Source organism: Ramlibacter sp. MAHUQ-53 (assembly GCF_052600055.1).
Genome location: NZ_JBQWTS010000001.1, coordinates 406427 through 426883, shown reverse-complemented (window position 1 = coordinate 426883; position 20457 = coordinate 406427). Strand labels below are relative to the sequence as shown.

Genomic DNA, 20457 nt, shown 5'->3' with positions numbered 1-20457 from the left:
TTCAGGCGTTGAACTGCGCCTCGAGGAAGCCGTTCTTCTTGGTCACCGTATCCAGGGCGACCAGGGTCTCGAGCAGGGCCTTCATGTGCTTCAGGGGCACGGCGTTCGGGCCGTCCGACAGGGCGTTGGACGGGTCGGGGTGGGTCTCCATGAACAGGCCGGCCACGCCCACGGCCACCGCCGCGCGCGAGAGCACCGGCACCATCTCGCGCTGGCCGCCGGAGCTGGTGCCCTGGCCGCCGGGCAGCTGCACCGAGTGGGTGGCGTCGAACACCACCGGGGCGCCGGTCTCGCGCATGATGGCCAGGGAGCGCATGTCCGAGACCAGGTTGTTGTAGCCGAAGCTGGCGCCGCGTTCGCAGGCCATGAAGCTGTCCTCGGGCAGGCCGGCCTCGCGGGCTGCGGCGCGTGCCTTGTCGATCACGTTCTTCATGTCGTGCGGGGCGAGGAACTGGCCCTTCTTGATGTTCACCGGCTTGCCCGACTGCGCCACGGCGCGGATGAAGTCGGTCTGGCGGCACAGGAAGGCGGGGGTCTGCAGCACGTCGACCACCTTCGCCACCTCGGGGATCTCGGCCTCGGTGTGGACGTCGGTGATGATGGGAACGTCGAGCTCCTTCTTCACCTTGGCCAGGATCTCCAGGCCGCGCGACATGCCCGGGCCGCGGAAGCTCGTGCCCGAAGAGCGGTTGGCCTTGTCGTAGCTGCTCTTGAAGATGAAGGGGATGCCCAGCGCGGAGGTGATCTCCTTGAGCTGGCCGGCCACATCCATCTGGAGCTGTTCGCTCTCGACCACGCAGGGGCCGGCGATCAGGAAGAAGGGCTTGTCCAGCCCGATGTCGAAGCCGCAGAGTTTCATGGTTTAAGCCACTGCCTTCAATTTGCCGGTCTTCTGGTGATCCACCGCCGCCTTGATGTAGGCGTTGAACAGCGGGTGGCCGTCCCAGGGGGTGGACTTGAACTCGGGGTGGAACTGCACGCCCATGTACCAGGGGTGCACGTCCTGCGGCAGCTCGACGATCTCGGTGAGCTGCTCGCGCTGGGTCAGCGCGGAGATCACCAGGCCGGCCTTGCGCAGCTGGTCCAGGTAGGCCACGTTGGCCTCGTAGCGGTGGCGATGGCGCTCGGTGACCACGTCGCCGTAGATCTTGTGCGCCAGCGTGCCCTTGGCCACGTCGGAGCTCTGCGCGCCCAGGCGCATGGTGCCGCCGAGGTCGGAGTTCTCGCTGCGGGTCTTGATGCTGCCGTCGGCGTCCTTCCACTCGGTGATCAGGGCGATCACGGGGTGCGGGCACTGCGGCTCGAACTCGGTGGAGTTGGCGTCCTTCAGGCCGGCCACGTGGCGGGCGTACTCGATGGTGGCGACCTGCATGCCCAGGCAGATGCCCAGGTAGGGGACCTTGTTCTCGCGGGCGAAGCGGGCGGCGTTGATCTTGCCTTCCGTGCCGCGCTTGCCGAAGCCGCCGGGCACCAGCACGGCGTCGTACTTGGCCAGCTGCGAGGCGGTCTCGGAGGTGATGGTCTCGGAGTCGACGTAGTCGATCTTCACCCGCACATGGTTCTTCATGCCGGCGTGGCGCAGGGCCTCGTTCAGCGACTTGTAGCTGTCCGACAGGTCCACGTACTTGCCGACCATGGCGATGTGCACCTCGCCCTGCGGGTGCTCGGTCTCATACACCAGGTCGTCCCAGCGCTTGAGGCTGGCGGGCGGCGTGTTCAGGCGCAGCTTGTCGCAGATCAGGCCGTCCAGGCCCTGCTCGTGCAGCATGCGCGGCACCTTGTAGATCGTGTTCACGTCCCACATGGAGATCACGCCCCATTCGGCGACGTTGGTGAACAGCGAGATCTTGGCGCGCTCGTCATCGGGGATGGCGCGGTCGGCGCGGCACAGGAGGGCGTCGGCCTGGATGCCGATCTCGCGCAGCTTCTGCACCGTGTGCTGGGTGGGCTTGGTCTTGAGCTCGCCAGCAGCGGCGATCCAGGGCACGTAGGTCAGGTGCACGAAGGCCGTGTTGTTCGGGCCCATGCGCAGGGACATCTGGCGCACCGCCTCCAGGAAGGGGAGGGACTCGATGTCACCCACCGTGCCGCCGATTTCCACGATGGCGACATCGGCCGCCTCGGGCGTGTCCATGCGGGCGCCGCGCTTGATGAATTCCTGGATCTCGTTGGTCACGTGCGGGATCACCTGCACGGTCTTGCCCAGGTAGTCGCCGCGGCGCTCCTTCTCCAGCACGCTCTGGTAGATGCGGCCGGTGGTGAAGTTGTTCACCTTGCCCATGCGGGTGGTGACGAAGCGCTCGTAGTGGCCCAGGTCCAGGTCGGTCTCGGCGCCGTCGTCGGTGACGAACACTTCGCCGTGCTGGAAGGGGGACATGGTGCCCGGATCCACGTTGATGTAGGGATCCAGCTTGATGAGAGTAACCTTGAGGCCGCGCGACTCCAGGATCGCGGCGAGGGAGGCTGAGGCGATTCCCTTGCCCAGGGAAGACACCACACCGCCGGTGACGAAGACAAATTTGGTCATGTCGGTCGGAAGGCCGTGCTTCCGGGGAGGTGGTAAAGCGAGATTATAGGCAGCCGCCGAGCCGGCCCGGCCCGGCGGCTACACTTGCCCGCCATGAACGACCTGGCCGGCAAACACTTCGTCCTGGGCCTCACCGGGGGCATCGCCTGCTACAAGGCCGCCGAGCTGTGCCGGGCCCTGATCAAGGAAGGCGCCACCGTGCAGGTGGTGATGACCGAGGCCGCCGGCCAGTTCATCACCCCGGTGACGATGCAGGCCCTGTCCAACCGCCCGGTCTACGACTCGCAGTGGGACGCGCGCGAGGCCAACAACATGGCCCACATCAACCTCTCGCGCGAGGCCGACGCCATCCTCATCGCCCCCGCCAGCGCCGATTTCATCGCCAAGCTGCTGCATGGCCGGGCCGACGACCTGCTCTCGCTGATGTGCCTGGCCCGCCCGATCGAGACCGTGCCGCTGCTGGTGGCCCCGGCCATGAACCGCGAGATGTGGGCCCACCCCGCGACCCAGCGCAACCTCGCCCAGCTCGTCGCCGACGGCGCACACGTGCTCGGCGTGGGCACCGGCTTCCAGGCCTGCGGCGAGACCGGTGACGGCCGCATGCTCGAGCCGGCCGAACTGCTCGAGGACGTCATCGCCTTCTTCCAGCCCAAGCTGCTTTCGGGCAAGCGCGTGCTGGTCACCGCCGGCCCCACCTTCGAGGCGCTGGACCCGGTGCGCGGCATCACCAACCGCAGCTCGGGCAAGATGGGGTTCGCCATCGCCCGCGCCGCCCGCGAGGCCGGCGCCGAGGTCACCCTGGTGGCCGGCCCGGTGAGCCTGGCCACGCCGCGCGGCGTGGCCCGCGTCGACGTGCAGTCGGCGCTGGAGATGCAGGCCGCCTGCCAGGCGCCCGCGCAGTCGGCCGACCTCTTCGTGGCCACCGCCGCGGTGGCCGACTGGCGCCCCGCCGCCGCCAGCGAGCGCAAGATCAAGAAGGACGGCTCCGGCCTGCCGCCGCCGCTGGAGTTCATCGAGAACCCCGACATCCTCGCCGGCATCGCCCAGGGCGAGCGGGCCCGCAGCGGCGCGCTGTTCTGCGTCGGCTTCGCCGCGGAGAGCCACGACCTGGTGGCCAACGCCCAGGCCAAGCGCGCCCGCAAGGGCGTGCCGCTGCTGGTGGGCAACATCGGCCCCGCCACCTTCGGCCGCGACGACAACCAGCTGCTGCTGGTCGACGCCGCCGGCACCCACGAACTCCCGCCCGCGGACAAGCTCACCCTGGCGCGCCAGCTGGTGGCCGAGATCGCCCGGCGGATGGCGGCCTGACCCCGCCCCGTTTCCCTGCGGCGCTCCCGCCTCGGCGTACGCGCCATGCCCCGCCCCCTGAACGCCTGAACCCATGCAAGTCGACGTCAAGATCCTGGATCCCCGCCTGGTGGACCAGATGCCCACCTACGCCACGCCCGGCAGCGCCGGCCTGGACCTGCGCGCCTGCATCGACGCGCCGCTGACCCTGGCGCCCAACGCCTGGCAGCTGGTGCCCACCGGCCTGGCCATGTGGCTCAAGGACCCGGGCTACGCCGCGATGATCCTCCCGCGCTCGGGCCTGGGCCACAAGCACGGCATCGTGCTGGGCAACCTGGTCGGCCTGATCGACAGCGACTACCAGGGCCAGCTAATGGTCAGCTGCTGGAACCGCAGCCCGGTCGAATTCACGCTCCAGCCCCTGGAGCGCCTGGCGCAGCTGGTCATCGTGCCGGTGGTGCAGGCGCAGTTCAACGTGGTCACCGAGTTCCCCGCCACCGAGCGCGGGGAGGGCGGCTACGGCTCGACGGGCAAGGCCTGAGAACCCGTCACGGCCTCTGACGGCCGCCGTCGCGGGTCTCCTACGCGCCCCGGCGCATGCCGGCGATGCAATCGCCGGCGTCCGCTCCCCGGACGCTCCCAGGAGACTGCCATGCGACCCATCCTCCGCATCCTCGCCGCCGCCGGCCTGGCCTTGCTGGCGGCCTGCGCCCAGTACCCCACCACGGGCACGGCGCAGACGGCCGCCTACCCGCAGGCCGGCACCGCGCCCGCCTCGCTGGAGTGGGGGCGGGTCACGAGCATCGAGTACCTCCCCCCGGGCACGCCCGCCGCGGCGCGCGGCCCCAACGTGGTCGGCGCGGTGGTCGGCGGCGTTGCCGGCGCCGTCCTGGGCCACCAGATCGGCGGCGGCTCGGGCCGTGATGCCGCGACCGTCCTGGGCGGGGTGGCGGGAGCGGCGGCGGGCAGCCAGGTCGGCCGCGGCGCCCCGGCGGGCGCGGCCACCAGCGGGCCGGCCTACCGCATCACGGTGCAGACCGACCAGGGCGTCTCCCGCGTCTACGAGGTTCAGGCCACCGGCGACCTGCGCGTGGGCGACCGGGTGCGCATCGAGAACAACGTGATCTACCGGTCCTGATCTGCTGGCCCTGACCGGGCGGCCGGCCGGGAGGCAGAGGCTGCGGGCCGCGGCCCGGGCCTCAGTGGATGCTGTCGCTGCCCGGCGCCTGGGGCTGCACGCGGAAGAAGCCGGTGCCCGCGCTGCCGCGGCCCACCTCCTCCTCGGTCGCCTCGCGCACGCCCTCGACCTTGAGGGACAGCCGCAGGGCGATGCCGGCCAGGGGGTGGTTGGCGTCCAGCACCACGTGCTCCGGGTAGATCTCGGTGACGGTGTACAGCGCGCTGGCCGGGCCCTGCGACGTGGCGCCCGTGGGCAGCTCCTCGAAGGTCATGCCCTCCTCGAGCTGCTCGGGGAAGAGGGCTCGCGCCTCGAGGAACACCAGGTTCTCGTCGTAGTCGCCGAAGGCCTCCTCGGGCTCGAGGTGCAGGTCGAGCCGGTCGCCCACCTCATGGCCCTGCAGGGCCTCCTCGATCTTGGCGAGCAGGTCGTCGCCGCCCACCAGGAACTCCACCGGGGCCTCGAGCGTGTCGAGCGTGTCGCCCAGCGTGTCCTTGAGGGTCCACGTGAGGGCGACGACGCATTGGTTCGAAATTTCCATAGGAGAATTGTCGCAGTTCGCACCCCTCGCGCCTCGCTCGCGCCCACCTCCCGCATGCAGATCGACCAGCCCCTCGCCCTCCTGGGCGGCCTCACGCCCTCGCAGTTCATGAAGCGCCACTGGCAGAAGAAGCCCCTGCTGGTGCGCGGCGCCATCCCCGGCTTCCAGGCGCTGGTGCCGCGCGAGCGCCTGTTCGAGCTGGCCGGGCAGGAGGAGGTGGAGTCGCGCCTCGTGGAGCAGCTCGGCGGCGGGCGCTGGCGCATGCGGCGCGGCCCGTTCGAGGGGCGCGGCATCCCGCCGCGCAAGCGTCCCGGCTGGACCCTGCTGGTGCAGGGCATGGACCTGCATGATGCCGGCGTGCATGCGCTGATGCAGCAGTTCCGCTTCGTGCCGGAGGCGCGGCTGGACGACCTCATGATCAGCCACGCCACCGATGGCGGCGGCGTCGGCCCCCACTTCGACAGCTACGACGTGTTCCTGCTGCAGGCCCACGGCCGCCGCCGCTGGCGCATCGGCCGCCAGGAGGACTTCACCCTGCAGGAGGGCGTGCCGCTGAAGATCCTCGCCAACTTCGAGCCCGAGGCCGAATACGTGCTGGAGCCGGGCGACATGCTGTACCTGCCTCCGCGCTACGCGCACGACGGCATCGCCGAGGGCGAGTGCCAGACCTACTCCATCGGCTTTCGCTCGCCGGCGCGCGGCGAGCTGGCGCGCGAACTGCTGCAACGCATCGCCGAGGAGGCCGCCGAGGAGGTGGGCGAGGCGATCTACCGCGACCCGCGCCAGGCCGCCACGGCGAGCCCCGGTGCCATGCCCGACGGGCTCGTCGACTTCGCGCGCGACGCGCTGGCCCGCGCGCTGCGCACGCCCGACGCTCTCGAGCGCGCCCTGGGCGAGTACCTCACCGAGCCCAAGGCGAACGTCTGGTTCGAGTCGCAGCGCGCGCCGCGCCGCCTGCGGGCAGTGCGCCTGGACGCGCGATCGCGCATGGTCTATGACGCGCGCCACATCTACCTGAATGGCGAGAGCTGGCGCGCCGGCGGGCGCGACGCCACCCTGATGCGCCGCCTGGCCGACCGCCGCGCCCTCGATGCGCGCGACCTGGCGGGCGCCAGCGAGGCGGCCATCGACCTGCTCCTGGCCTGGTGCGAAGCCGGCTGGCTGCACGAAGATGCTCGGTCGTCCGGATTGACGGCGACCAAGTAATTAAGTCTCGGGTTCGATGTGCCTATAATGTTGGGTTGAGCAGGAAGAGCTCGAGTCCTTCTTGTTCTTCAGTCCGTGGAGCGGCTGCTTCACGGGCAGTTTTCCGGAAAATTGTCCACCCCCATAAAAGGAACCTGAAATGAAGAAATCGCTCGTCCTGGCCTCCGTGATCGCCGCCTTCGCCCTGGCCGCCTGCGGCAAGAAGGAAGAGGCTCCGGCCCCGGCTCCCGCTCCCGCCGCCGCCCCGGCCGCCCCCGCTGCCGACGCCGCTGCTGGCGCCGCTTCCGCCGCCGCCGCTGCTGCCGCTTCCGCTGCTGCCCCGGCCGCCAGCGCCGCTTCCAAGTAATCGGTTCTCCGGTTCTTGAAAGAACGAAAGCCGCCCTTCGGGGCGGCTTTTTTATTGGGCGCTCAGGCCCGCAGCCACGCGCAGCCCGCGGAGGCTGTCGCCACGTGGATGTCCTGCGGCGCAGCCCCCAGGGCCTCCGCCAGCGCGGTGCGGGCGAGGTCGGGGGTGTTGTTCTTCTCGCTCAGGTGCGCTGCCACGACCTGGCGCAGGCCCCGCGCCTGCAGCGTGCGGGCCGCCTCGGCCGCCGCCGCGTTCGCCAGGTGGCCCCAGTCCCCGCCCACCCGGCGCTTGAGGAACCAGGGGTAGGGGCCGCTGGCCAGCATCTGCGCGTCATGATTGCACTCGAGCAGCAGCGAGCCGCAGCCTGCGAGGTGGGCCAGTACATGCGCGGTCACATGGCCCAGGTCGGTCAGTATGCCCAGGCGCGCGTCGCCATCGGTGCAATGCAGCTGCAGCGGCTCGCGCGCGTCGTGCGGCACGTCGAAGGGCATGACCCGCAGCGCCCCGAGGTCGATGGCCTGGCCGTCGGCGGCCACCCGCAGCAGGCCGTCGAAGTCGCGTTCGCGCAAGCCGGCATGGGTGCCGGCGCTCATGTGGACTGGCAGCCGCTCGCGCAGGGCCAGCGCCCGGGCGCAGCCGATGTGGTCGGAATGCTCGTGGGTGACGAAGATCGCGTCGAGGTCGGCGGCCGCGAGGCCGGCCTCCGCCAGGGCCCGGTCCAGCCGGCGGATGCCCAGGCCGCAGTCGACGAGCAGCCGGGTGGTGACGTTGCCACTGGTGGCCTCGACCACCGTGGCGTTGCCCGAGCTGCCGCTGCCCAGGCTCTTGAATCGAAGCACGGCGGGAGGGGGCGGCGGCCTTACTTCAGGTCGTCGGCCAGCACCTGGACGATGCGCTGGGCCGCGGGGGTGGTGACCGGCGCCCCATTGGCGTCCAGCACCGACACGGTGGTGGCCTCGCCTTGGCTGCGCACCGCGATGCGGTAGCGGGCCGGCGCGGCGGGCTTCTCCGAGCCGCTGAAGAGGCGGCTGAAGAAGCCGCGTTCCTGCTGGCGGTCGGGGTTGGGCTCGACATAGCGCACGAAGTAGGTGCCCTCGGCGCGGTTGCGGTCTTCCACGGTGAAGCCGGTGCGGTCCAGCGACAGGCCGACGCGGCGCCAGGCGCGGTCGAAGGCGTCGTCTATCTGCAGCACGGGCTGGTTGTTCACAGTGGCCACGCGGGCGGTGGCGCGCGCGGGCGCGGCCGGCGCGGTGGCCTGGGCCTGCTGCTGCGGCACGCCCAGCTTGACCATCAGGCGGCGCAGGAACTCGGTCTCCAGCTCCGGGTCGGCCGGACGGGGCTGCCACAGCGTGCCGGTGGTGTTCTGGGGGTGCGTGCCCTGGGTGACTTCCTGCAGGCCGCGGTGCGTCACGTAGACCTCGGTGCTGCCGTCGGCGGCCCGCTCGATGCGGGTGCGGAAGCGGTCACGCTCGGCGGTGGAGTACAGCGAGTCCAGCACCTTGCCGATGGTGGCGCGGATGAAGTCCTGCGGGATCTTGGCGCGGTTCTCGGCCCAGTCCGTTTCCATGATGCCCAGCTCGGGCTGGTCCTGGGTGAGGAGGAAGCCGCCCTCCTGCCAGAACTCGCGCACCAGGGGGTAGATCTGCTCGGCGGGGCGCTTGACCACGAGCCAGCGCTGGTTGCCGCTGCGCTCGATGCGCACGTCGGCGACGCTGGACACGGCAGTGGGCACGCCCAGCGGGCGGGCGGCCTGCTGCGCGGTGGCGGTGACGGCGCCGCCGGCCACCGAGTAACGGGTGTCGCGGGCGAGTTGCGTGAGGTCGGGCGGGACCTGCAGCGAGGGCGCGGTGGTCGCGCTCTTGTAGTCGATCTTGTCGCTCTGGAGGCTGGAGCAGGCGGCCAGCTGGGCGCACAGCGCCAGCAGCGCCAGACGTGCGGGGTGCTTCATGCAGCGGTTTCCTCGGGGAAAGGGCGTATTCAACCGAGCAGGCCGCTGGCGCGCAGCGCGCCCTCGACCACGGGGTGGTTGGCCGGGGTCAGCGGCGTGAGGGGCAGGCGCAAGGCGCCGCCGCACAGGCCCATGCGGGCCATGGCCCACTTCACGGGGATGGGGTTGGCCTCGCAGAACAGGTGCTTGTGCACCGGCATCAGCTGGCGCTGGATCTCCATGGCGCGGTTGCGGTCGCCGGCGATGGCGGCCACGCACAGCTCGTGCATCAGGCGAGGGGCGACGTTGGCGGTGACGCTCACGTTGCCCTGGCCGCCGCACAGCATGAGGGCGACGGCGGTGGGGTCGTCACCGGAGTAGACGGCGAAGCCCTGGGGCACATCGCGGATCAGCCACTGGGCGCGCTCGATGTTGCCGGTGGCCTCCTTGATGCCGACGATGCCGGGCACTTCGGCCAGGCGCAGCACGGTGTCGTGGGCCATGTCGGCCACGGTGCGGCCGGGGACGTTGTACAGCACGATCGGCAGGTCGCCGGTGGCTTCGGCGATGGCCTTGAAGTGCAGGTACTGGCCCTCTTGCGTGGGCTTGTTGTAGTAGGGGACGACCTGCAGCTGGCAGTCGGCGCCGACCTCGCGGGCGTACTTGGCCAGCTCGATGGCCTCGGCCGTGGAATTGGCGCCGCAGCCGGCCATGATCGGCACGCGCCTGGCGGCATGCTCGACGGAGACGCGGATGATCTCGCGGTGCTCCTCGACGCTGACCGTGGGCGACTCGCCGGTGGTGCCGACGACGCCGATGCAGTCGGTGCCTTCGGCGATGTGCCAGTCGATCAGTTTTCGCAGGCTCGCATAGTCCACGCTGCCGTCGTCGTGCATGGGGGTGGCCAGGGCCACGATGCTGCCTGTGATCTGGGTCATTTGGGGGCTCGTCTGAGGGGCTCGTGAAAGGGAACAGCGCATTCTAGCGAGGGCGGGGGGGCCGGCCGTCGCCGCGGGGAGATGACGCGTTCAGCCGGCGAGCCGCAACGGCCGGCCCAGGTCGCCAGGGCGGGGGCGCACCGCCGCCACCCGCTGCACATACCGCTCGGGCCCGGTGAGGAAACCGTCCTCGTAGCCCACCACCCGCAAGCCCTCGCAGGCCCGCAGCAGCTCCCCCGGCTGCAGCAGGAAATCCGGCCGCGAGGGCTTGCCCACCGTCTCGTTGCCGGCGGCGAAGGTCTCGTAGACCAGCACGCCGCCCTCGGCCACGCTGTGCACGATCGCGGGCAGCAGCGATCGCCACAGGTAGTTCGTCACCACCACGCCCGCGAAGCGCCGGCCCGCGAAGGGCCAGGGGCCGTTCTCGATGTCGGCCTGCAGCAGCTCGCCAGCCACCTGGGCCGCGGCCAGGGCCGCCGGGTCGCGGTCCACGCCTGTGACGGGGTGGCCCCGCCCCGCGAACCAGCGCAGGTGGCGGCCGGCGCCGCAGGCGACGTCGAGCACCGCGCCGCCCGCGGGCACGAGGTGGCTCCAGCGCTGCACCCACTCGCTGGGGGCTTCGGTTCCGTGCATGGGAGGGGAGGGGGAATCAGTTGAAACAGGCCCAGAGCTGGTCGGCCAGGGTGACCAGCAGCGCGGGCCGGGTGTAGAGCGCGAACACCGCCCCCAGCGCCGCCAGGGCGGCGGCGTAGGCCAGCAGGGTGCGCGCGCGAGGCTTCATGGTCAGGCGGCCTGGGCCTGCGTCTCTTGCCGGGGCTGGCGCGCGATGGGCGCCTCGCGCACCGGCAGGTTCACCAGCGCGGCGAAGACGCCCAGGGCGATGGCGATGTACCAGACGATGTCGTAGCTGCCGGTGCGGTCGTACAGCAGGCCGCCGAGCCACACGCCCATGAACGAGCCGAACTGGTGGCTGAGGAACACGAAGCCCCCCAGCATCGACAGGTGGGCCACGCCGAAGATCTGGGCCACGGTGGCATTGGTGGGCGGCACGGTGGACAGCCACAGCAGGCCCATCACCGCCGAGAAGATGTAGACCGACATCGGCGTCAGCGGCGCCCACAGGAACAGGGCGATGGCCACCGCGCGGCCGAAGTAGATGGTCGCCAGGATCTTGCGCTTGGCGAGCCGCTGGCCCAGCGAGCCGGCGATGTAGGTGCCGAACACGTTGAACAGGCCGATCAGCGCCAGCGCGTAGCTGGCCACCTGCGGCGTGAGGCCTTGGTCCTTCAGGTAGCTGGGCATGTGCACGCCGATGAATACCACCTGGAAGCCGCAGACGAAGTAGCCCGCGGTGAGCAGCTGGAAGCTGGGGTACTTGAAGGCCTCGCGCAGGGCCTGGCCCACGCTCTGGTCGCGCCGGGGCGCCGCGCCGCCGCGAAAGCCCGGCTCGCGCAGGCCGAAGGCCAGGGGCACCGCCAGCACCACGGCCGCGGCCAGCAGCATCAGGGCCTGTTGCCAGCCGAAGCTGGCGATCAGCAGGCCCTCGGTCGGCACCATGAGGAACTGGCCGAAGGAGCCGGCGGCGGCCGCCACGCCCATGGCCCAGGAGCGCCGGGCCGGGTCGACCTGGCGGCCGATCACGCCATAGATCACCGCGTAGGTGGTGCCCGCCTGGGCCGCGCCGATCAGGAGGCCGGTGGTGAGCGTGAAGCCCAGGACGCTGGTGCTCAGGGCCATGCCCAGGAGGCCGGCGGCGTACAGGAGGGCGCCGCCGGTGATGACGCGGAAGGCGCCGAAGCGGTCGGCCAGCATGCCCGCGAAGACGCCGAAGACGCCCCAGGCCAGGTTCTGCACCGCGAGGGCGAAGGCGAAGGTCTCGCGCGTCCAGCCCTGGGCCTGCGTGATCGGCTGCAGCCACAGGCCGAAGCCGTGGCGCACGCCCATGGACAGGGTGACGATGGCGGCGCCGCAGGCGAGCACCTGCACCATGGAAAGCTTGGGGGGGGAGGACGTCATGACCGGGCGACTGTACCCAATCGCCTCCTTCCCCGCTGTCGTGAGGGCGCCAGGTGCGTCGGGTAGACTGTGGTTCCATACAGCCCCGAGGCTGGCCCGCAACTACAATCGCCGCTCCCATGGCAAGCAGCAAACCCTCCACCGAGTATTCCGAAGGTTCGATCCGCGTGCTCAAGGGCCTGGAGCCCGTCAAGCAGCGTCCCGGCATGTACACGCGGACCGACAACCCCCTGCACATCATCCAGGAGGTGTTGGACAACGCCGCCGACGAGGCCCTGGCCGGTTACGGCAAGCGCATCAAGGTCACCCTCCATGCCGACGGCTCCGTCAGCGTGGAAGATGACGGCCGCGGCATCCCGTTCGGCCTGCACCCCGAGGAAGGGGCGCCGGTGATCGAGCTGGTGTTCACCCGCCTGCATGCCGGCGGCAAGTTCGACAAGGGCAAGGGCGGGGCCTACAGCTTCTCCGGCGGTCTGCACGGCGTCGGCGTGTCCGTGACCAACGCCCTGGCCAAGCGGCTCGAGGCGGTCTCGCACCGCGAGGGCCAGGTGGCCCGCCTGGTGTTCGAGGGCGGCGACGTCACCGAGGACCTGCAGGTGCGCAAGGCCCAGGAGGGCGACCGCCGCCAGGGCACCAGCGTGCGCGTCTGGCCCGACGCCAAGTACTTCGAGTCCTCCCAGCTGCCCCTGAACGAGCTGGCCCACCTGCTGCGAAGCAAGGCGGTGCTGATGCCGGGCGTGGCCGTCTACCTCGTGAACGATAAGACCAAGGAGACGCAAAGCTGGCAGTACAAGGGCGGCCTGCGCGACTACCTGATGCAGACCCTGCCCACCGACCCGGTGATCCCGCTGTTCGATGGCGAGGGCTATGCCGAGGACAGCGAGACCTTCGCCGAGGGCGAGGGCGCGCAGTGGTGCGTGGCCTTCACCGAGGACGGCGCGCCGGTGCGCGAGAGCTACGTCAACCTGATCCCCACGTCCGCCGGCGGCACGCATGACAGCGGCCTGCGCGACGGCCTGTTCAACGCGGTCAAGAGCTTCATCGAGCTGCACTCGCTGCTGCCCAAGGGCGTGAAGCTGATGCCCGAGGACGTCTTCGCCCGCGCCAGCTACGTGCTCTCGGCCAAGGTGCTGGACCCGCAGTTCCAGGGCCAGATCAAGGAGCGCCTGAACTCGCGCGACGCCGTGCGCCTGGTCTCCAGCTTCGTTCGCCCGGCGCTGGAGCTGTGGCTGAACCAGCACGTGGACTATGGCCGCAAGCTCGCCGAGCTCGCCATCAAGGCGGCCCAGACCCGCCAGCGCGCCGGCCAGAAGGTGGAAAAGCGCAAGGGCTCCGGGGTCGCCGTGCTCCCGGGCAAGCTGACCGACTGCGAGAGCCGCGACATCGCCCACAACGAGGTCTTCCTGGTCGAGGGAGACTCTGCCGGCGGCAGCGCCAAGATGGGCCGCGACAAGGAATGCCAGGCGGTCCTGCCCCTGCGCGGCAAGGTGCTCAATACCTGGGAGGTGGAGCGTGACCGCCTCTTCGCCAACACCGAGATCCACGACATCGCGGTGGCCATCGGCGTCGACCCGCACGGGCCGAACGACACGCCGGACCTCTCCGGCCTTCGCTACGGCAAGATCTGCATCCTGTCCGACGCGGATGTCGACGGCTCCCACATCCAGGTGCTGCTGCTCACGCTGTTCTTCCGCCACTTCCCCAAGCTGATCGAGGCCGGCCATGTCTACGTGGCCCGCCCGCCGCTGTTCCGGGTGGATGCGCCGGCGCGCGGCAAGAAGCCCGCCTCCAAGAGCTACGCGCTGGATGAGGGCGAGCTCACCGCCATCCTCGACAAGCTGCGCAAGGAAGGCGTGCGCGAAGGCGCCTGGAGCATCAGCCGCTTCAAGGGCCTGGGCGAGATGAGCGCCGAGCAGCTGTGGGAGACCACGCTCAACCCCGACACCCGCCGCCTGCTGCCGGTGGCCCTGGGCCGCTTCGACTTCGCCGGCACCGAGACCCTCATCACCAAGCTCATGGGCAAGGGCGAGGCCGCGGCCCGCCGCGAGCTGATGGAGCTGCATGGCGACGAGGTGGAGGTCGACATCTGATGCGGCCCGCCCGCGCGTGGCTCCTGGCGCTGTTGCTGGCAGCGTCGGCGGGCGCGCGCGCGGACGTCTGGGGCTTCGTCGACGCGCGCGGCGTGGCCTTCTTCGCCGGCGAGAAGCTGGACGAGCGCTACGAGCTGTTCTCGCGCGGTGACGGGCCCCTCGCGCCCGCGCCCCTGGCCTCGGCGGCCGAAGGCGCAGCGCCGGCCGCTCCCCGGCCCGCCGACGACGGCGTCGCCTCGCCGAAGCTGCTCGCCTGGCTGGCCGCCGCCCCCGGCGTGCGCCAGGCCCAGCCCCTGCTGCACGAGGCGGCCCGCGCACACAACCTCGACGTCGAGCTGCTTCAGGCCCTGGTCGCCACCGAGTCCGGCTTCGATGCGCAGGCAGTCTCGCCCAAGGGCGCCATCGGCCTGATGCAGGTGATCCCCGCCACCGCCGAGCGCTTCGGCGTGGCCGGCTCGCCGCGCCACCCGGTCGCGCGCCAGTTGCTGGACCCGCGCACCAATGTGCGGGCCGGCGCGCGCTACCTGCGCCACCTGGTGAACCTCTTTCCCGGCCGGCTCGAGCTCGCGCTGGCCGCCTACAACGCGGGCGAAGGCGCGGTGCTGCGCGCCGGCAACCGCATCCCCGACATCCGCGAGACGCGCCACTACGTGCGCACCGTGATGCAGCTGTACGCCGCGCTGAAGCCGGCGCCCGAGGCCCAGGCGTCTGCTGCGTCCACGGCGTCCACGGCGACCGCGATCACCGCCGGCACCGGCGCGCACCGCGTGCGCATGGAGCTGCCGGCCCCGGTGCCGGGCCGAGCCCGCATGCCGCCCTCGCTCGGCGCGCCGCTGGCCGCCGTGCCGTCCCTCGTGCGAACCCACATCGACTGACACTGACCTTCCCCCATGGAGCAGGACCTCATCACCCTCGCCGCCGACGGCGGCGACGACGACTCGCAACTGGACCTGGCGACCTACGCCCAGCGCGCCTACCTCGAGTACGCCCTCAGCGTGGTCAAGGGCCGCGCGCTGCCCGACGTGGCCGACGGCCAGAAGCCGGTGCAGCGGCGCATCCTCTACTCGATGGCCCGGATGGGCCTGGGCTTCTCCGGCACCGCCGGCGCCAAGCCGGTCAAGAGCGCCCGCGTGGTGGGCGACGTGCTGGGCCGCTTCCACCCGCACGGCGACCAGGCCGCCTACGACGCCCTGGTGCGCATGGCGCAGGACTTCTCCCAGCGCTACCCCCTGATCGACGGCCAGGGCAACTTCGGCTCGCGTGACGGCGACGGCGCCGCGGCCATGCGCTACACCGAGGCCCGCCTGGCCAAGATCACCAACCTGCTGCTCGACGAGATCGACGAGGGCACGGTCGATTTCAGCCCCAACTACGACGGCAGCACCCAGGAGCCGGTGCAGCTGCCCGCGCGCCTGCCGTTCACGCTGCTCAATGGCGCCAGCGGCATCGCCGTGGGCCTGGCCACCGAGATCCCCTCGCACAACCTGCGCGAGGTGGCCGACGCCTGCGTGGCCCTGATCAAGAACCCGAAGCTGTCCGACGAGGAGCTGTTCGCCGTCATCCCGGGCCCCGACTTCCCGGGCGGCGGCCAGGTCATCTCCAGCGCCTCCGACATCGCCGACGCCTACCGCAGCGGCCGCGGCTCGCTGAAGGTGCGCGCGCGCTGGAAGATCGAGGACCTCGCCCGCGGCCAGTGGCAGCTGGTGGTCAACGAGCTGCCCCCGGGCGTGAGCTCGCAGCGCGTGCTGGAGGAGATCGAGGAGATCACCAACCCCAAGGTCAAGGCCGGCAAGAAGGCGCTGACGCAGGACCAGCTGCAGCTGAAGCAGTCCATGCTCGCCGTGCTCGACGCGGTGCGCGACGAGTCCAGCAAGGACGCGCCGGTGCGCCTGGTGTTCGAGCCCAAGACCAGCCGCATCGAGCAGTCGGAATTGATCCAGGCCCTGCTGGCTCACACCAGCCTGGAGACCTCGGCCCCGGTCAACATGACCATGATCGGGCTCGACGGCAAGCCGGTGCAGAAGCCGCTGCGCCAGATCCTGGTGGAGTGGATCGAATTCCGCCAGCGCACGGTGGAGCGCCGCTCGCGGCACCGCCTGGACAAGGTGCTGGACCGCATCCACATCCTGGAGGGCCGCCAGACCGTCCTGCTCAATATCGACGAAGTCATCGCGATCATCCGCGGCGCCGACGAGCCCAAGGCCGCCCTGATCGCGCGCTTCAACCTCAGCGACCGCCAGGCCGAGGACATCCTCGAGATCCGGCTGCGCCAGCTGGCGCGCCTGGAGGCGATCAAGATCGAGCAGGAGCTCAAGGAGCTGCGCGAGGAGCAGGGCAGGCTGGAGGAGATCCTCGGCAGCCCCGCCGCGCTGCGCCGGCTGATGGTCAAGGAGATCGAGGCCGACGCCAAGACCTTCGCCGACGCCCGCCGCACCCTGATCCAGGCCGAGAAGAAGGCCGTGGCCGAAGTGAAGATCATCGACGAGCCGGTCACCGTGGTCGTCTCGCAGAAGGGGTGGGTGCGCGCGCGCCAGGGCCATGGCCATGACGCCGCGAGCTTCGCCTTCAAGGCCGGCGACGGCCTCTACGGCACCTTCGAATGCCGCACGGTCGACACGCTCCTCGTCTTCGGCAGCAACGGCCGCATCTACTCGGTGCCAGTGGCCACGCTGCCCGGCGCGCGCGGCGACGGCCAGCCGATCACCACCTTCATCGAGCTGGAGGCGGGCACGCAGGTCGTGCACTACTTCGCCGGCGCCGCCGGCGCCAGCCTGCTGCTGTCCAACAGCGCGGGCTACGGCTTCCTGGCGACGGTGGAGAACATGACCTCGCGCCAGCGCGGGGGCAAGTCCTTCATCTCCTGCGGCGAGGGCGAGTCCGTGTGCCGGCCTTCCCCGGCGCAGGTGGCGCCGGTCGCGGCCGCCACGCACGTGGCCTGCGCCTCCACCGGCGGGCGCATCCTCACCTTCGAGATCGGCGAGCTCAAGGCCCAGGCCAACGGCGGCCGCGGCCTGATGCTGATCGACCTCGAGGCCAAGGACACCCTGGCCGGCGCGGCGGCCTACACCCGCAGCGTGAAGATCTCGGGCGTGGGCCGCGGCGGCAAGGACCGCGAGGAGACGCTGGAGATCCGCTCGCTCAATAACGCCCGCGCCGGCCGCGGCCGCAAGGGCAAGGCGGCCGACCTGGGCTTCAAGCCCACGGCCATCGTGCGGGTGGAGTGAGGGCCTGGGGTCGCGGGTAACCCGCGGCCTTCGCAGCACGGCCGCGCGATGTAGGCCGCGCCGCACGGCCAGGCGCGGCCGATTCCCCGGCGGCGGCGGGCCGTTGCCGCCGAGACTGCGGGCCCCGTCTCCCGGAGTCCGCCATGAAGAAGACCCCGATCGCCGCCAGCCTGCTGGCTGGCGTCTGCCTCGTTCACGCGCAGGCGGTCCCCGCGCCCGCGCCGGCCGACGCCGCCCTGGTCGACAGCGCCTTGCAGGCCGCGCCGCCCAAGGTGGCCGCCGGCGCCACCATCGTGGCCGTGGAGAAGGACGGCCGCCTGCGCACCCTGCGCGAGGGTCGCAACGGCTTCACCTGCATGCCGGACAACCCGGCCACGCCCGGCCCGGACCCGATGTGCATGGACAGGGCGGCGATGGAGTGGGTCCAGGCCTGGATGGCCCGCAAGCCGCCGCCGGCCGGGAAGATCGGCTTCATGTACATGCTCAAGGGCGGCACCGACGCGAGCAACACCGACCCCTTCGCGCAGCAGCCCACGGCGAGCAACCACTGGGTCAGCACCGGGCCGCACGTGATGGTCGTGGGCGCAGACGCGGCGTTCTACGACCAGTACCCGAAGTCGGCGACGCCGGACACGGGCGTGCCCTACATCATGTGGCCGGGGACGCCCTGGCAGCACCTGATGATTCCGGTGCGCTGAGGCAACGCGCCACGAGGCGCGCCGGGCGCGCCAGGAGCGCGAGTGGTCAGGCCACCTCGGCGATCAGCTCGATCTCGACGCAGGCGCCCATCGGGATCTGGGCCACGCCGAAGGCGCTGCGGGCGTGGGCGCCCTTGTCGCCGAACACCTGGGCGAACAGCTCGCTGGCGCCGTTGGTGACCAGGTGCTGCTCGGTGAAGGTGGAGGTCGAATTGACCAGGCTCATCACCTTGACGATGCGGACCACCTTCTCCAGGTCGCCCACGGCGGCCTGCAGCGTGCCGAGCAGGTCGATGGCGATGGCGCGGGCGGCTTCCTTGCCCTGCTCGGTGTTCATGTCCTTGCCCAGCTGGCCGACCCAGGGCTTGCCGTCCTTCTTGGCGATGTGGCCGGAGAGGAAGACGAGGTTGCCGGTGCGCACGAAGGGCACATAGGCCGCGGCGGGCACGGCCACCGGGGGCAGGGTGATGTTCAGTTCCTGGAGCTTGGCGGCGATGGTCATGGGAATCTCTTGGAGGTCTGGAGTCGGGGGAGGGCGCGATTGTAGGAGCCGCCGGCGTCGCATCGCCGCGATCAGCCCACCGCGGCCAGGCCTTCGAGGTGGCGGGCATTGGCCTCGCAGACGCGGCGGAAGCCGCCGCTGATGCGGCGGTCGCCGGCGGCCTCGGCCCAGAACGCGCGGGCCGCCGGCAACGCCGCGGCCCAGGCCTCGCGCTCGGCCGGCAGGGGCAGCGGCGGGGCGAAGGGCGGCGTCACGACCTCGGCGGCGCGCGGCGGGGCGTAGCGCATCGGCAGCATGTCGTAGACCGGCGCCAGCCGCAGGCCGGGGAGGAAGGCGAGGTTGCCGTCATGCATGTCGCTGTTGGCGATCAGCTGGCCGAACTGCCAGGCGTGCTCGATCGCCTCGCGCGTGCCGGCATCGATCCAGCCCCGCGCCTGCAGGGCCCGCGCGCCCGTCACCCAGGCCGGCGCGGGCAGCCCGAGCAGGCCGGCATTGAGCGCGGACCAGGCGCACTGCGGCGAGCCAGCCGCGCAAGGCCGGCTCGCCCAGCACGTAGCAGCCGGGCGCGTCGCCGCCGACCAGGCTCAGGGCGTGCAGGGTGTCGTCCTCGGACCACTGCGCGGGGTCCGCCGGCAACTGCAGCAGGGGCGCATGCTGGCGCGCGAAGTGGCGGCCCAGGAAGCCTTGCGGGCGCAGGTCGTCCAGCAGGTACGGCAGGCCGTCGAACCAGCCGTCCGCCATGTCGGCGTCGAGCGGCCAGGGGCAGGGCTCGCGCCAGTCCACCGCGCAGCCCCCAGGATGCAGGGGCGACAGCGTCGCGGCTTCGTGCGCCTGGCCGGACTCGTCGATGCGGTAGACCGGCAGCGAGGCCCAGTCTCCCCGCAGCGCGCGGCGGGCCGCGTAGGCGCTGCGGCGGGCGCGGCCCAGGGCGACCACCTGCGGGCCCAGGGCCCGCACGGCCCGCATCAGCGTGGGGCGGCTGACCCCCAGGCGCGAGACCAGTTCACCCGCGGGCTGGCGGCCCCAGGTGCGCAGGATGTGGAGCAGCTGGTCGTGCGTGGGCATGAAACGACTCGCGCTGCCTCAGGCCGGCGCCACCGTCACCGCCACCTTCAGCTGGTGGTTCGCGCCGCCGTGGATGACCCCGCGCACGGGCGAGACGTCGGCATAGTCGCGGCCGATGGCGAGGACGACATAGTCCTCGCCCGGGGCGCGGTCGTTCGTGGGGTCGAGGTCGGCCCAGGTGCCGGGCTCGCCGCCCTCGCCGGGCAGCCAGACCGAGGCCCAGGCGTGCGAGGCGTCGGCGCCCACCAGCCGGGGCTGGCCCGGCGGCGGCTCGGTGAGCAGGTAGCCGCTGACGTAGCGCGCCGGCAGGCCCAGGCTGCGCAGGCAGCCGATCATCACGTGCGCGAAGTCCTGGCACACGCCCTGGCGCAGGGCCAGGGACTGCAGCGCCGGTGTGCTGGCGTCGGTGGCCTGCGAGTGGTACTCGAACTCCCGGTGGATGCGCGCCATCAGCTCGCGCGCCGCCGCCAGCAGCGGGCGGCCGGGCGTGAAGCTGGGCTGCGCATAGGCCATGAAGTCCTCGTGCCGCGGCACGTAGGGCGAGGCGAAGGCGAACTCGCTGGCGGGGTCGAACCGCGCGTCCCGGTGGTAGCGCATGCGCTCGCGCGCGTCCTCCCAGGGGATGGTGCTGGCCGGCTCGGGCGGCGGCGCGGTGTCGACCAGGCTGTCGGCCACCACCCGCAGCCGCTCATGGCTGGACGCCAGGCTGAAGAAGGTGCGGGTGTTGCCCCAGGCGTCGGGCACCTCGCGCAGCTGCGCGGGCTGCGGCGTGACGGACAGGCGATGGCGCAGCACCTTCTGGTGCGGCGTCTGCCGCGGCTTGAGGTGGGCCAGGTGCTGCGCGGTCTTCACCGCGGGCGCGTAGTCGTAGGTGGTTTCGTGGACGACCTGCAGCAGCATCGGGATGTCGGTG

Annotated in this window: 22 protein-coding genes; 9 read left to right on the top strand and 13 right to left on the bottom strand. The window is 71.4% G+C overall.

Features of this window, described 5'->3' with window-relative positions:
- Position 1: 1 nt before the first annotated feature.
- Positions 2-859, bottom strand: coding sequence for a 3-deoxy-8-phosphooctulonate synthase (gene kdsA / locus ACT80S_RS01875; RefSeq protein ID WP_377411888.1), 858 nt, complete (start codon positions 857-859; stop codon positions 2-4).
- A 3-nt stretch (positions 860-862) separates the two neighbouring features.
- Complete coding sequence (locus tag ACT80S_RS01870; protein ID WP_377411885.1) at positions 863-2527, bottom strand: CTP synthase; 1665 nt, start codon at positions 2525-2527, stop codon at positions 863-865.
- Between the two features lie 93 nt (positions 2528-2620).
- On the opposite strand from ACT80S_RS01870, the gene coaBC reads away from it, so the two are divergent.
- The 3 genes from coaBC (at position 2621) to ACT80S_RS01855 (ending at position 4952) form a co-directional block, all read left to right on the top strand.
- The gene (coaBC, locus tag ACT80S_RS01865) at positions 2621-3835 is read left to right on the top strand and encodes a bifunctional phosphopantothenoylcysteine decarboxylase/phosphopantothenate--cysteine ligase CoaBC (RefSeq protein ID WP_377411882.1); all 1215 of its coding nucleotides are present in this window, start codon (positions 2621-2623) and stop codon (positions 3833-3835) included.
- Positions 3836-3908: 73 nt separating this feature from the next.
- Positions 3909-4355, top strand: a complete 447-nt coding sequence (gene dut / locus ACT80S_RS01860; RefSeq protein WP_377411879.1) for a dUTP diphosphatase — start codon at positions 3909-3911, stop codon at positions 4353-4355.
- Positions 4356-4466: 111 nt separating this feature from the next.
- Positions 4467-4952 carry a glycine zipper 2TM domain-containing protein gene (locus tag ACT80S_RS01855; protein WP_377411876.1) on the top strand — a complete coding sequence of 162 codons (486 nt, stop codon included), beginning with the start codon at positions 4467-4469 and terminating at the stop codon, positions 4950-4952.
- 61 nt (positions 4953-5013) lie between these two features.
- On the opposite strand, the gene ACT80S_RS01850 is transcribed toward ACT80S_RS01855, so the two are convergent.
- Positions 5014-5532, bottom strand: a complete 519-nt coding sequence (locus ACT80S_RS01850; RefSeq protein ID WP_377411874.1) for an FKBP-type peptidyl-prolyl cis-trans isomerase — start codon at positions 5530-5532, stop codon at positions 5014-5016.
- Between the two features lie 54 nt (positions 5533-5586).
- Here ACT80S_RS01850 and ACT80S_RS01845 point away from each other — a divergent pair, with 54 nt between their 5' ends.
- Together ACT80S_RS01845 and ACT80S_RS01840 are read left to right on the top strand one after the other, a co-directional pair.
- Positions 5587-6738, top strand: a complete 1152-nt coding sequence (locus ACT80S_RS01845; protein WP_377411871.1) for a JmjC domain-containing protein — start codon at positions 5587-5589, stop codon at positions 6736-6738.
- Between the two features lie 139 nt (positions 6739-6877).
- Complete coding sequence (locus ACT80S_RS01840) at positions 6878-7084, top strand: hypothetical protein (protein ID WP_377411868.1); 207 nt, start codon at positions 6878-6880, stop codon at positions 7082-7084.
- Positions 7085-7146: 62 nt separating this feature from the next.
- Here the strand turns inward: ACT80S_RS01840 and ACT80S_RS01835 are convergent, their stop codons facing one another.
- From ACT80S_RS01835 to ACT80S_RS01810, 6 genes are all read right to left on the bottom strand, one after another.
- Positions 7147-7923, bottom strand: a complete 777-nt coding sequence (locus tag ACT80S_RS01835; RefSeq protein WP_377411866.1) for an MBL fold metallo-hydrolase — start codon at positions 7921-7923, stop codon at positions 7147-7149.
- Positions 7924-7943: 20 nt separating this feature from the next.
- On the bottom strand, positions 7944-9032 hold the full coding sequence (gene bamC, locus ACT80S_RS01830) for an outer membrane protein assembly factor BamC (protein ID WP_377411863.1): 1089 nt from the start codon (positions 9030-9032) through the stop codon (positions 7944-7946).
- A gap of 29 nt (positions 9033-9061) precedes the next feature.
- Positions 9062-9949, bottom strand: a complete 888-nt coding sequence (dapA, locus tag ACT80S_RS01825; protein ID WP_377411861.1) for a 4-hydroxy-tetrahydrodipicolinate synthase — start codon at positions 9947-9949, stop codon at positions 9062-9064.
- A 90-nt stretch (positions 9950-10039) separates the two neighbouring features.
- A complete protein-coding gene (locus ACT80S_RS01820) occupies positions 10040-10582 on the bottom strand; it encodes a class I SAM-dependent methyltransferase (protein ID WP_377411858.1) in 543 nt (180 codons plus the stop codon).
- A 16-nt stretch (positions 10583-10598) separates the two neighbouring features.
- Positions 10599-10730, bottom strand: coding sequence for a hypothetical protein (locus ACT80S_RS01815; RefSeq protein ID WP_377411856.1), 132 nt, complete (start codon positions 10728-10730; stop codon positions 10599-10601).
- A 2-nt stretch (positions 10731-10732) separates the two neighbouring features.
- Positions 10733-11965, bottom strand: a complete 1233-nt coding sequence (locus tag ACT80S_RS01810) for an MFS transporter (protein WP_377411853.1) — start codon at positions 11963-11965, stop codon at positions 10733-10735.
- Positions 11966-12084: 119 nt separating this feature from the next.
- Here ACT80S_RS01810 and ACT80S_RS01805 point away from each other — a divergent pair, with 119 nt between their 5' ends.
- The 4 genes from ACT80S_RS01805 to ACT80S_RS01790 all read left to right on the top strand — a co-directional run bounded on the left by ACT80S_RS01805 (position 12085) and on the right by ACT80S_RS01790 (position 17977).
- The gene (locus tag ACT80S_RS01805) at positions 12085-14055 is read left to right on the top strand and encodes a DNA topoisomerase IV subunit B (protein WP_377411851.1); all 1971 of its coding nucleotides are present in this window, start codon (positions 12085-12087) and stop codon (positions 14053-14055) included.
- Positions 14055-14930 (top strand): lytic transglycosylase domain-containing protein, encoded by an 876-nt coding sequence (locus tag ACT80S_RS01800; protein ID WP_377411849.1) that lies wholly within the window; start codon positions 14055-14057, stop codon positions 14928-14930. Before ACT80S_RS01805 ends, ACT80S_RS01800 begins: the two co-directional genes overlap by 1 nt.
- Positions 14931-14945: 15 nt before the next feature.
- Positions 14946-17279, top strand: coding sequence for a DNA topoisomerase IV subunit A (parC, locus tag ACT80S_RS01795; protein ID WP_377411847.1), 2334 nt, complete (start codon positions 14946-14948; stop codon positions 17277-17279).
- Between the two features lie 143 nt (positions 17280-17422).
- Positions 17423-17977 carry a hypothetical protein gene (locus ACT80S_RS01790; protein ID WP_377411845.1) on the top strand — a complete coding sequence of 185 codons (555 nt, stop codon included), beginning with the start codon at positions 17423-17425 and terminating at the stop codon, positions 17975-17977.
- A 46-nt stretch (positions 17978-18023) separates the two neighbouring features.
- Here ACT80S_RS01790 and ACT80S_RS01785 read toward each other — a convergent pair whose 3' ends face one another.
- The 4 genes from ACT80S_RS01785 to ACT80S_RS01770 all read right to left on the bottom strand — a co-directional run bounded on the left by ACT80S_RS01785 (position 18024) and on the right by ACT80S_RS01770 (position 20444).
- Entirely contained in the window at positions 18024-18479 is a 456-nt protein-coding gene (locus ACT80S_RS01785; protein ID WP_377411843.1) for a RidA family protein, read from the bottom strand.
- A 71-nt stretch (positions 18480-18550) separates the two neighbouring features.
- A complete protein-coding gene (locus ACT80S_RS01780; RefSeq protein ID WP_377411841.1) occupies positions 18551-18832 on the bottom strand; it encodes a hypothetical protein in 282 nt (93 codons plus the stop codon).
- Entirely contained in the window at positions 18825-19544 is a 720-nt protein-coding gene (locus ACT80S_RS01775) for a hypothetical protein (protein ID WP_377411839.1), read from the bottom strand. Before ACT80S_RS01775 ends, ACT80S_RS01780 begins: the two co-directional genes overlap by 8 nt.
- Before the next feature lie 18 nt (positions 19545-19562).
- Positions 19563-20444, bottom strand: a complete 882-nt coding sequence (locus tag ACT80S_RS01770) for a transglutaminase family protein (protein WP_377411837.1) — start codon at positions 20442-20444, stop codon at positions 19563-19565.
- Between the last annotated feature and the right edge of the window lie 13 nt (positions 20445-20457).

What these genes read in the sequence shown, in the direction of transcription:
- ACT80S_RS01810 (WP_377411853.1), bottom strand. Translation starts at nt 11,965, where the DNA reads ATGACGTCCTCCCCCCCCAAGCTTTCCATGGTGCAGGTGCTCGCCTGC.
- coaBC (WP_377411882.1), top strand. Translation starts at nt 2,621, where the DNA reads ATGAACGACCTGGCCGGCAAACACTTCGTCCTGGGCCTCACCGGGGGC.
- ACT80S_RS01845 (WP_377411871.1), top strand. Translation starts at nt 5,587, where the DNA reads ATGCAGATCGACCAGCCCCTCGCCCTCCTGGGCGGCCTCACGCCCTCG.
- ACT80S_RS01790 (WP_377411845.1), top strand. Translation starts at nt 17,423, where the DNA reads ATGAAGAAGACCCCGATCGCCGCCAGCCTGCTGGCTGGCGTCTGCCTC.
- ACT80S_RS01840 (WP_377411868.1), top strand. Translation starts at nt 6,878, where the DNA reads ATGAAGAAATCGCTCGTCCTGGCCTCCGTGATCGCCGCCTTCGCCCTG.
- bamC (WP_377411863.1), bottom strand. Translation starts at nt 9,032, where the DNA reads ATGAAGCACCCCGCACGTCTGGCGCTGCTGGCGCTGTGCGCCCAGCTG.
- kdsA (WP_377411888.1), bottom strand. Translation starts at nt 859, where the DNA reads ATGAAACTCTGCGGCTTCGACATCGGGCTGGACAAGCCCTTCTTCCTG.
- ACT80S_RS01785 (WP_377411843.1), bottom strand. Translation starts at nt 18,479, where the DNA reads ATGACCATCGCCGCCAAGCTCCAGGAACTGAACATCACCCTGCCCCCG.
- ACT80S_RS01870 (WP_377411885.1), bottom strand. Translation starts at nt 2,527, where the DNA reads ATGACCAAATTTGTCTTCGTCACCGGCGGTGTGGTGTCTTCCCTGGGC.
- ACT80S_RS01775 (WP_377411839.1), bottom strand. Translation starts at nt 19,544, where the DNA reads ATGCCCACGCACGACCAGCTGCTCCACATCCTGCGCACCTGGGGCCGC.
- ACT80S_RS01855 (WP_377411876.1), top strand. Translation starts at nt 4,467, where the DNA reads ATGCGACCCATCCTCCGCATCCTCGCCGCCGCCGGCCTGGCCTTGCTG.
- ACT80S_RS01820 (WP_377411858.1), bottom strand. Translation starts at nt 10,582, where the DNA reads ATGCACGGAACCGAAGCCCCCAGCGAGTGGGTGCAGCGCTGGAGCCAC.
- dut (WP_377411879.1), top strand. Translation starts at nt 3,909, where the DNA reads ATGCAAGTCGACGTCAAGATCCTGGATCCCCGCCTGGTGGACCAGATG.
- ACT80S_RS01805 (WP_377411851.1), top strand. Translation starts at nt 12,085, where the DNA reads ATGGCAAGCAGCAAACCCTCCACCGAGTATTCCGAAGGTTCGATCCGC.
- ACT80S_RS01815 (WP_377411856.1), bottom strand. Translation starts at nt 10,730, where the DNA reads ATGAAGCCTCGCGCGCGCACCCTGCTGGCCTACGCCGCCGCCCTGGCG.
- ACT80S_RS01850 (WP_377411874.1), bottom strand. Translation starts at nt 5,532, where the DNA reads ATGGAAATTTCGAACCAATGCGTCGTCGCCCTCACGTGGACCCTCAAG.
- ACT80S_RS01800 (WP_377411849.1), top strand. Translation starts at nt 14,055, where the DNA reads ATGCGGCCCGCCCGCGCGTGGCTCCTGGCGCTGTTGCTGGCAGCGTCG.
- ACT80S_RS01770 (WP_377411837.1), bottom strand. Translation starts at nt 20,444, where the DNA reads ATGCTGCTGCAGGTCGTCCACGAAACCACCTACGACTACGCGCCCGCG.
- parC (WP_377411847.1), top strand. Translation starts at nt 14,946, where the DNA reads ATGGAGCAGGACCTCATCACCCTCGCCGCCGACGGCGGCGACGACGAC.
- dapA (WP_377411861.1), bottom strand. Translation starts at nt 9,949, where the DNA reads ATGACCCAGATCACAGGCAGCATCGTGGCCCTGGCCACCCCCATGCAC.
- ACT80S_RS01780 (WP_377411841.1), bottom strand. Translation starts at nt 18,832, where the DNA reads ATGCATGACGGCAACCTCGCCTTCCTCCCCGGCCTGCGGCTGGCGCCG.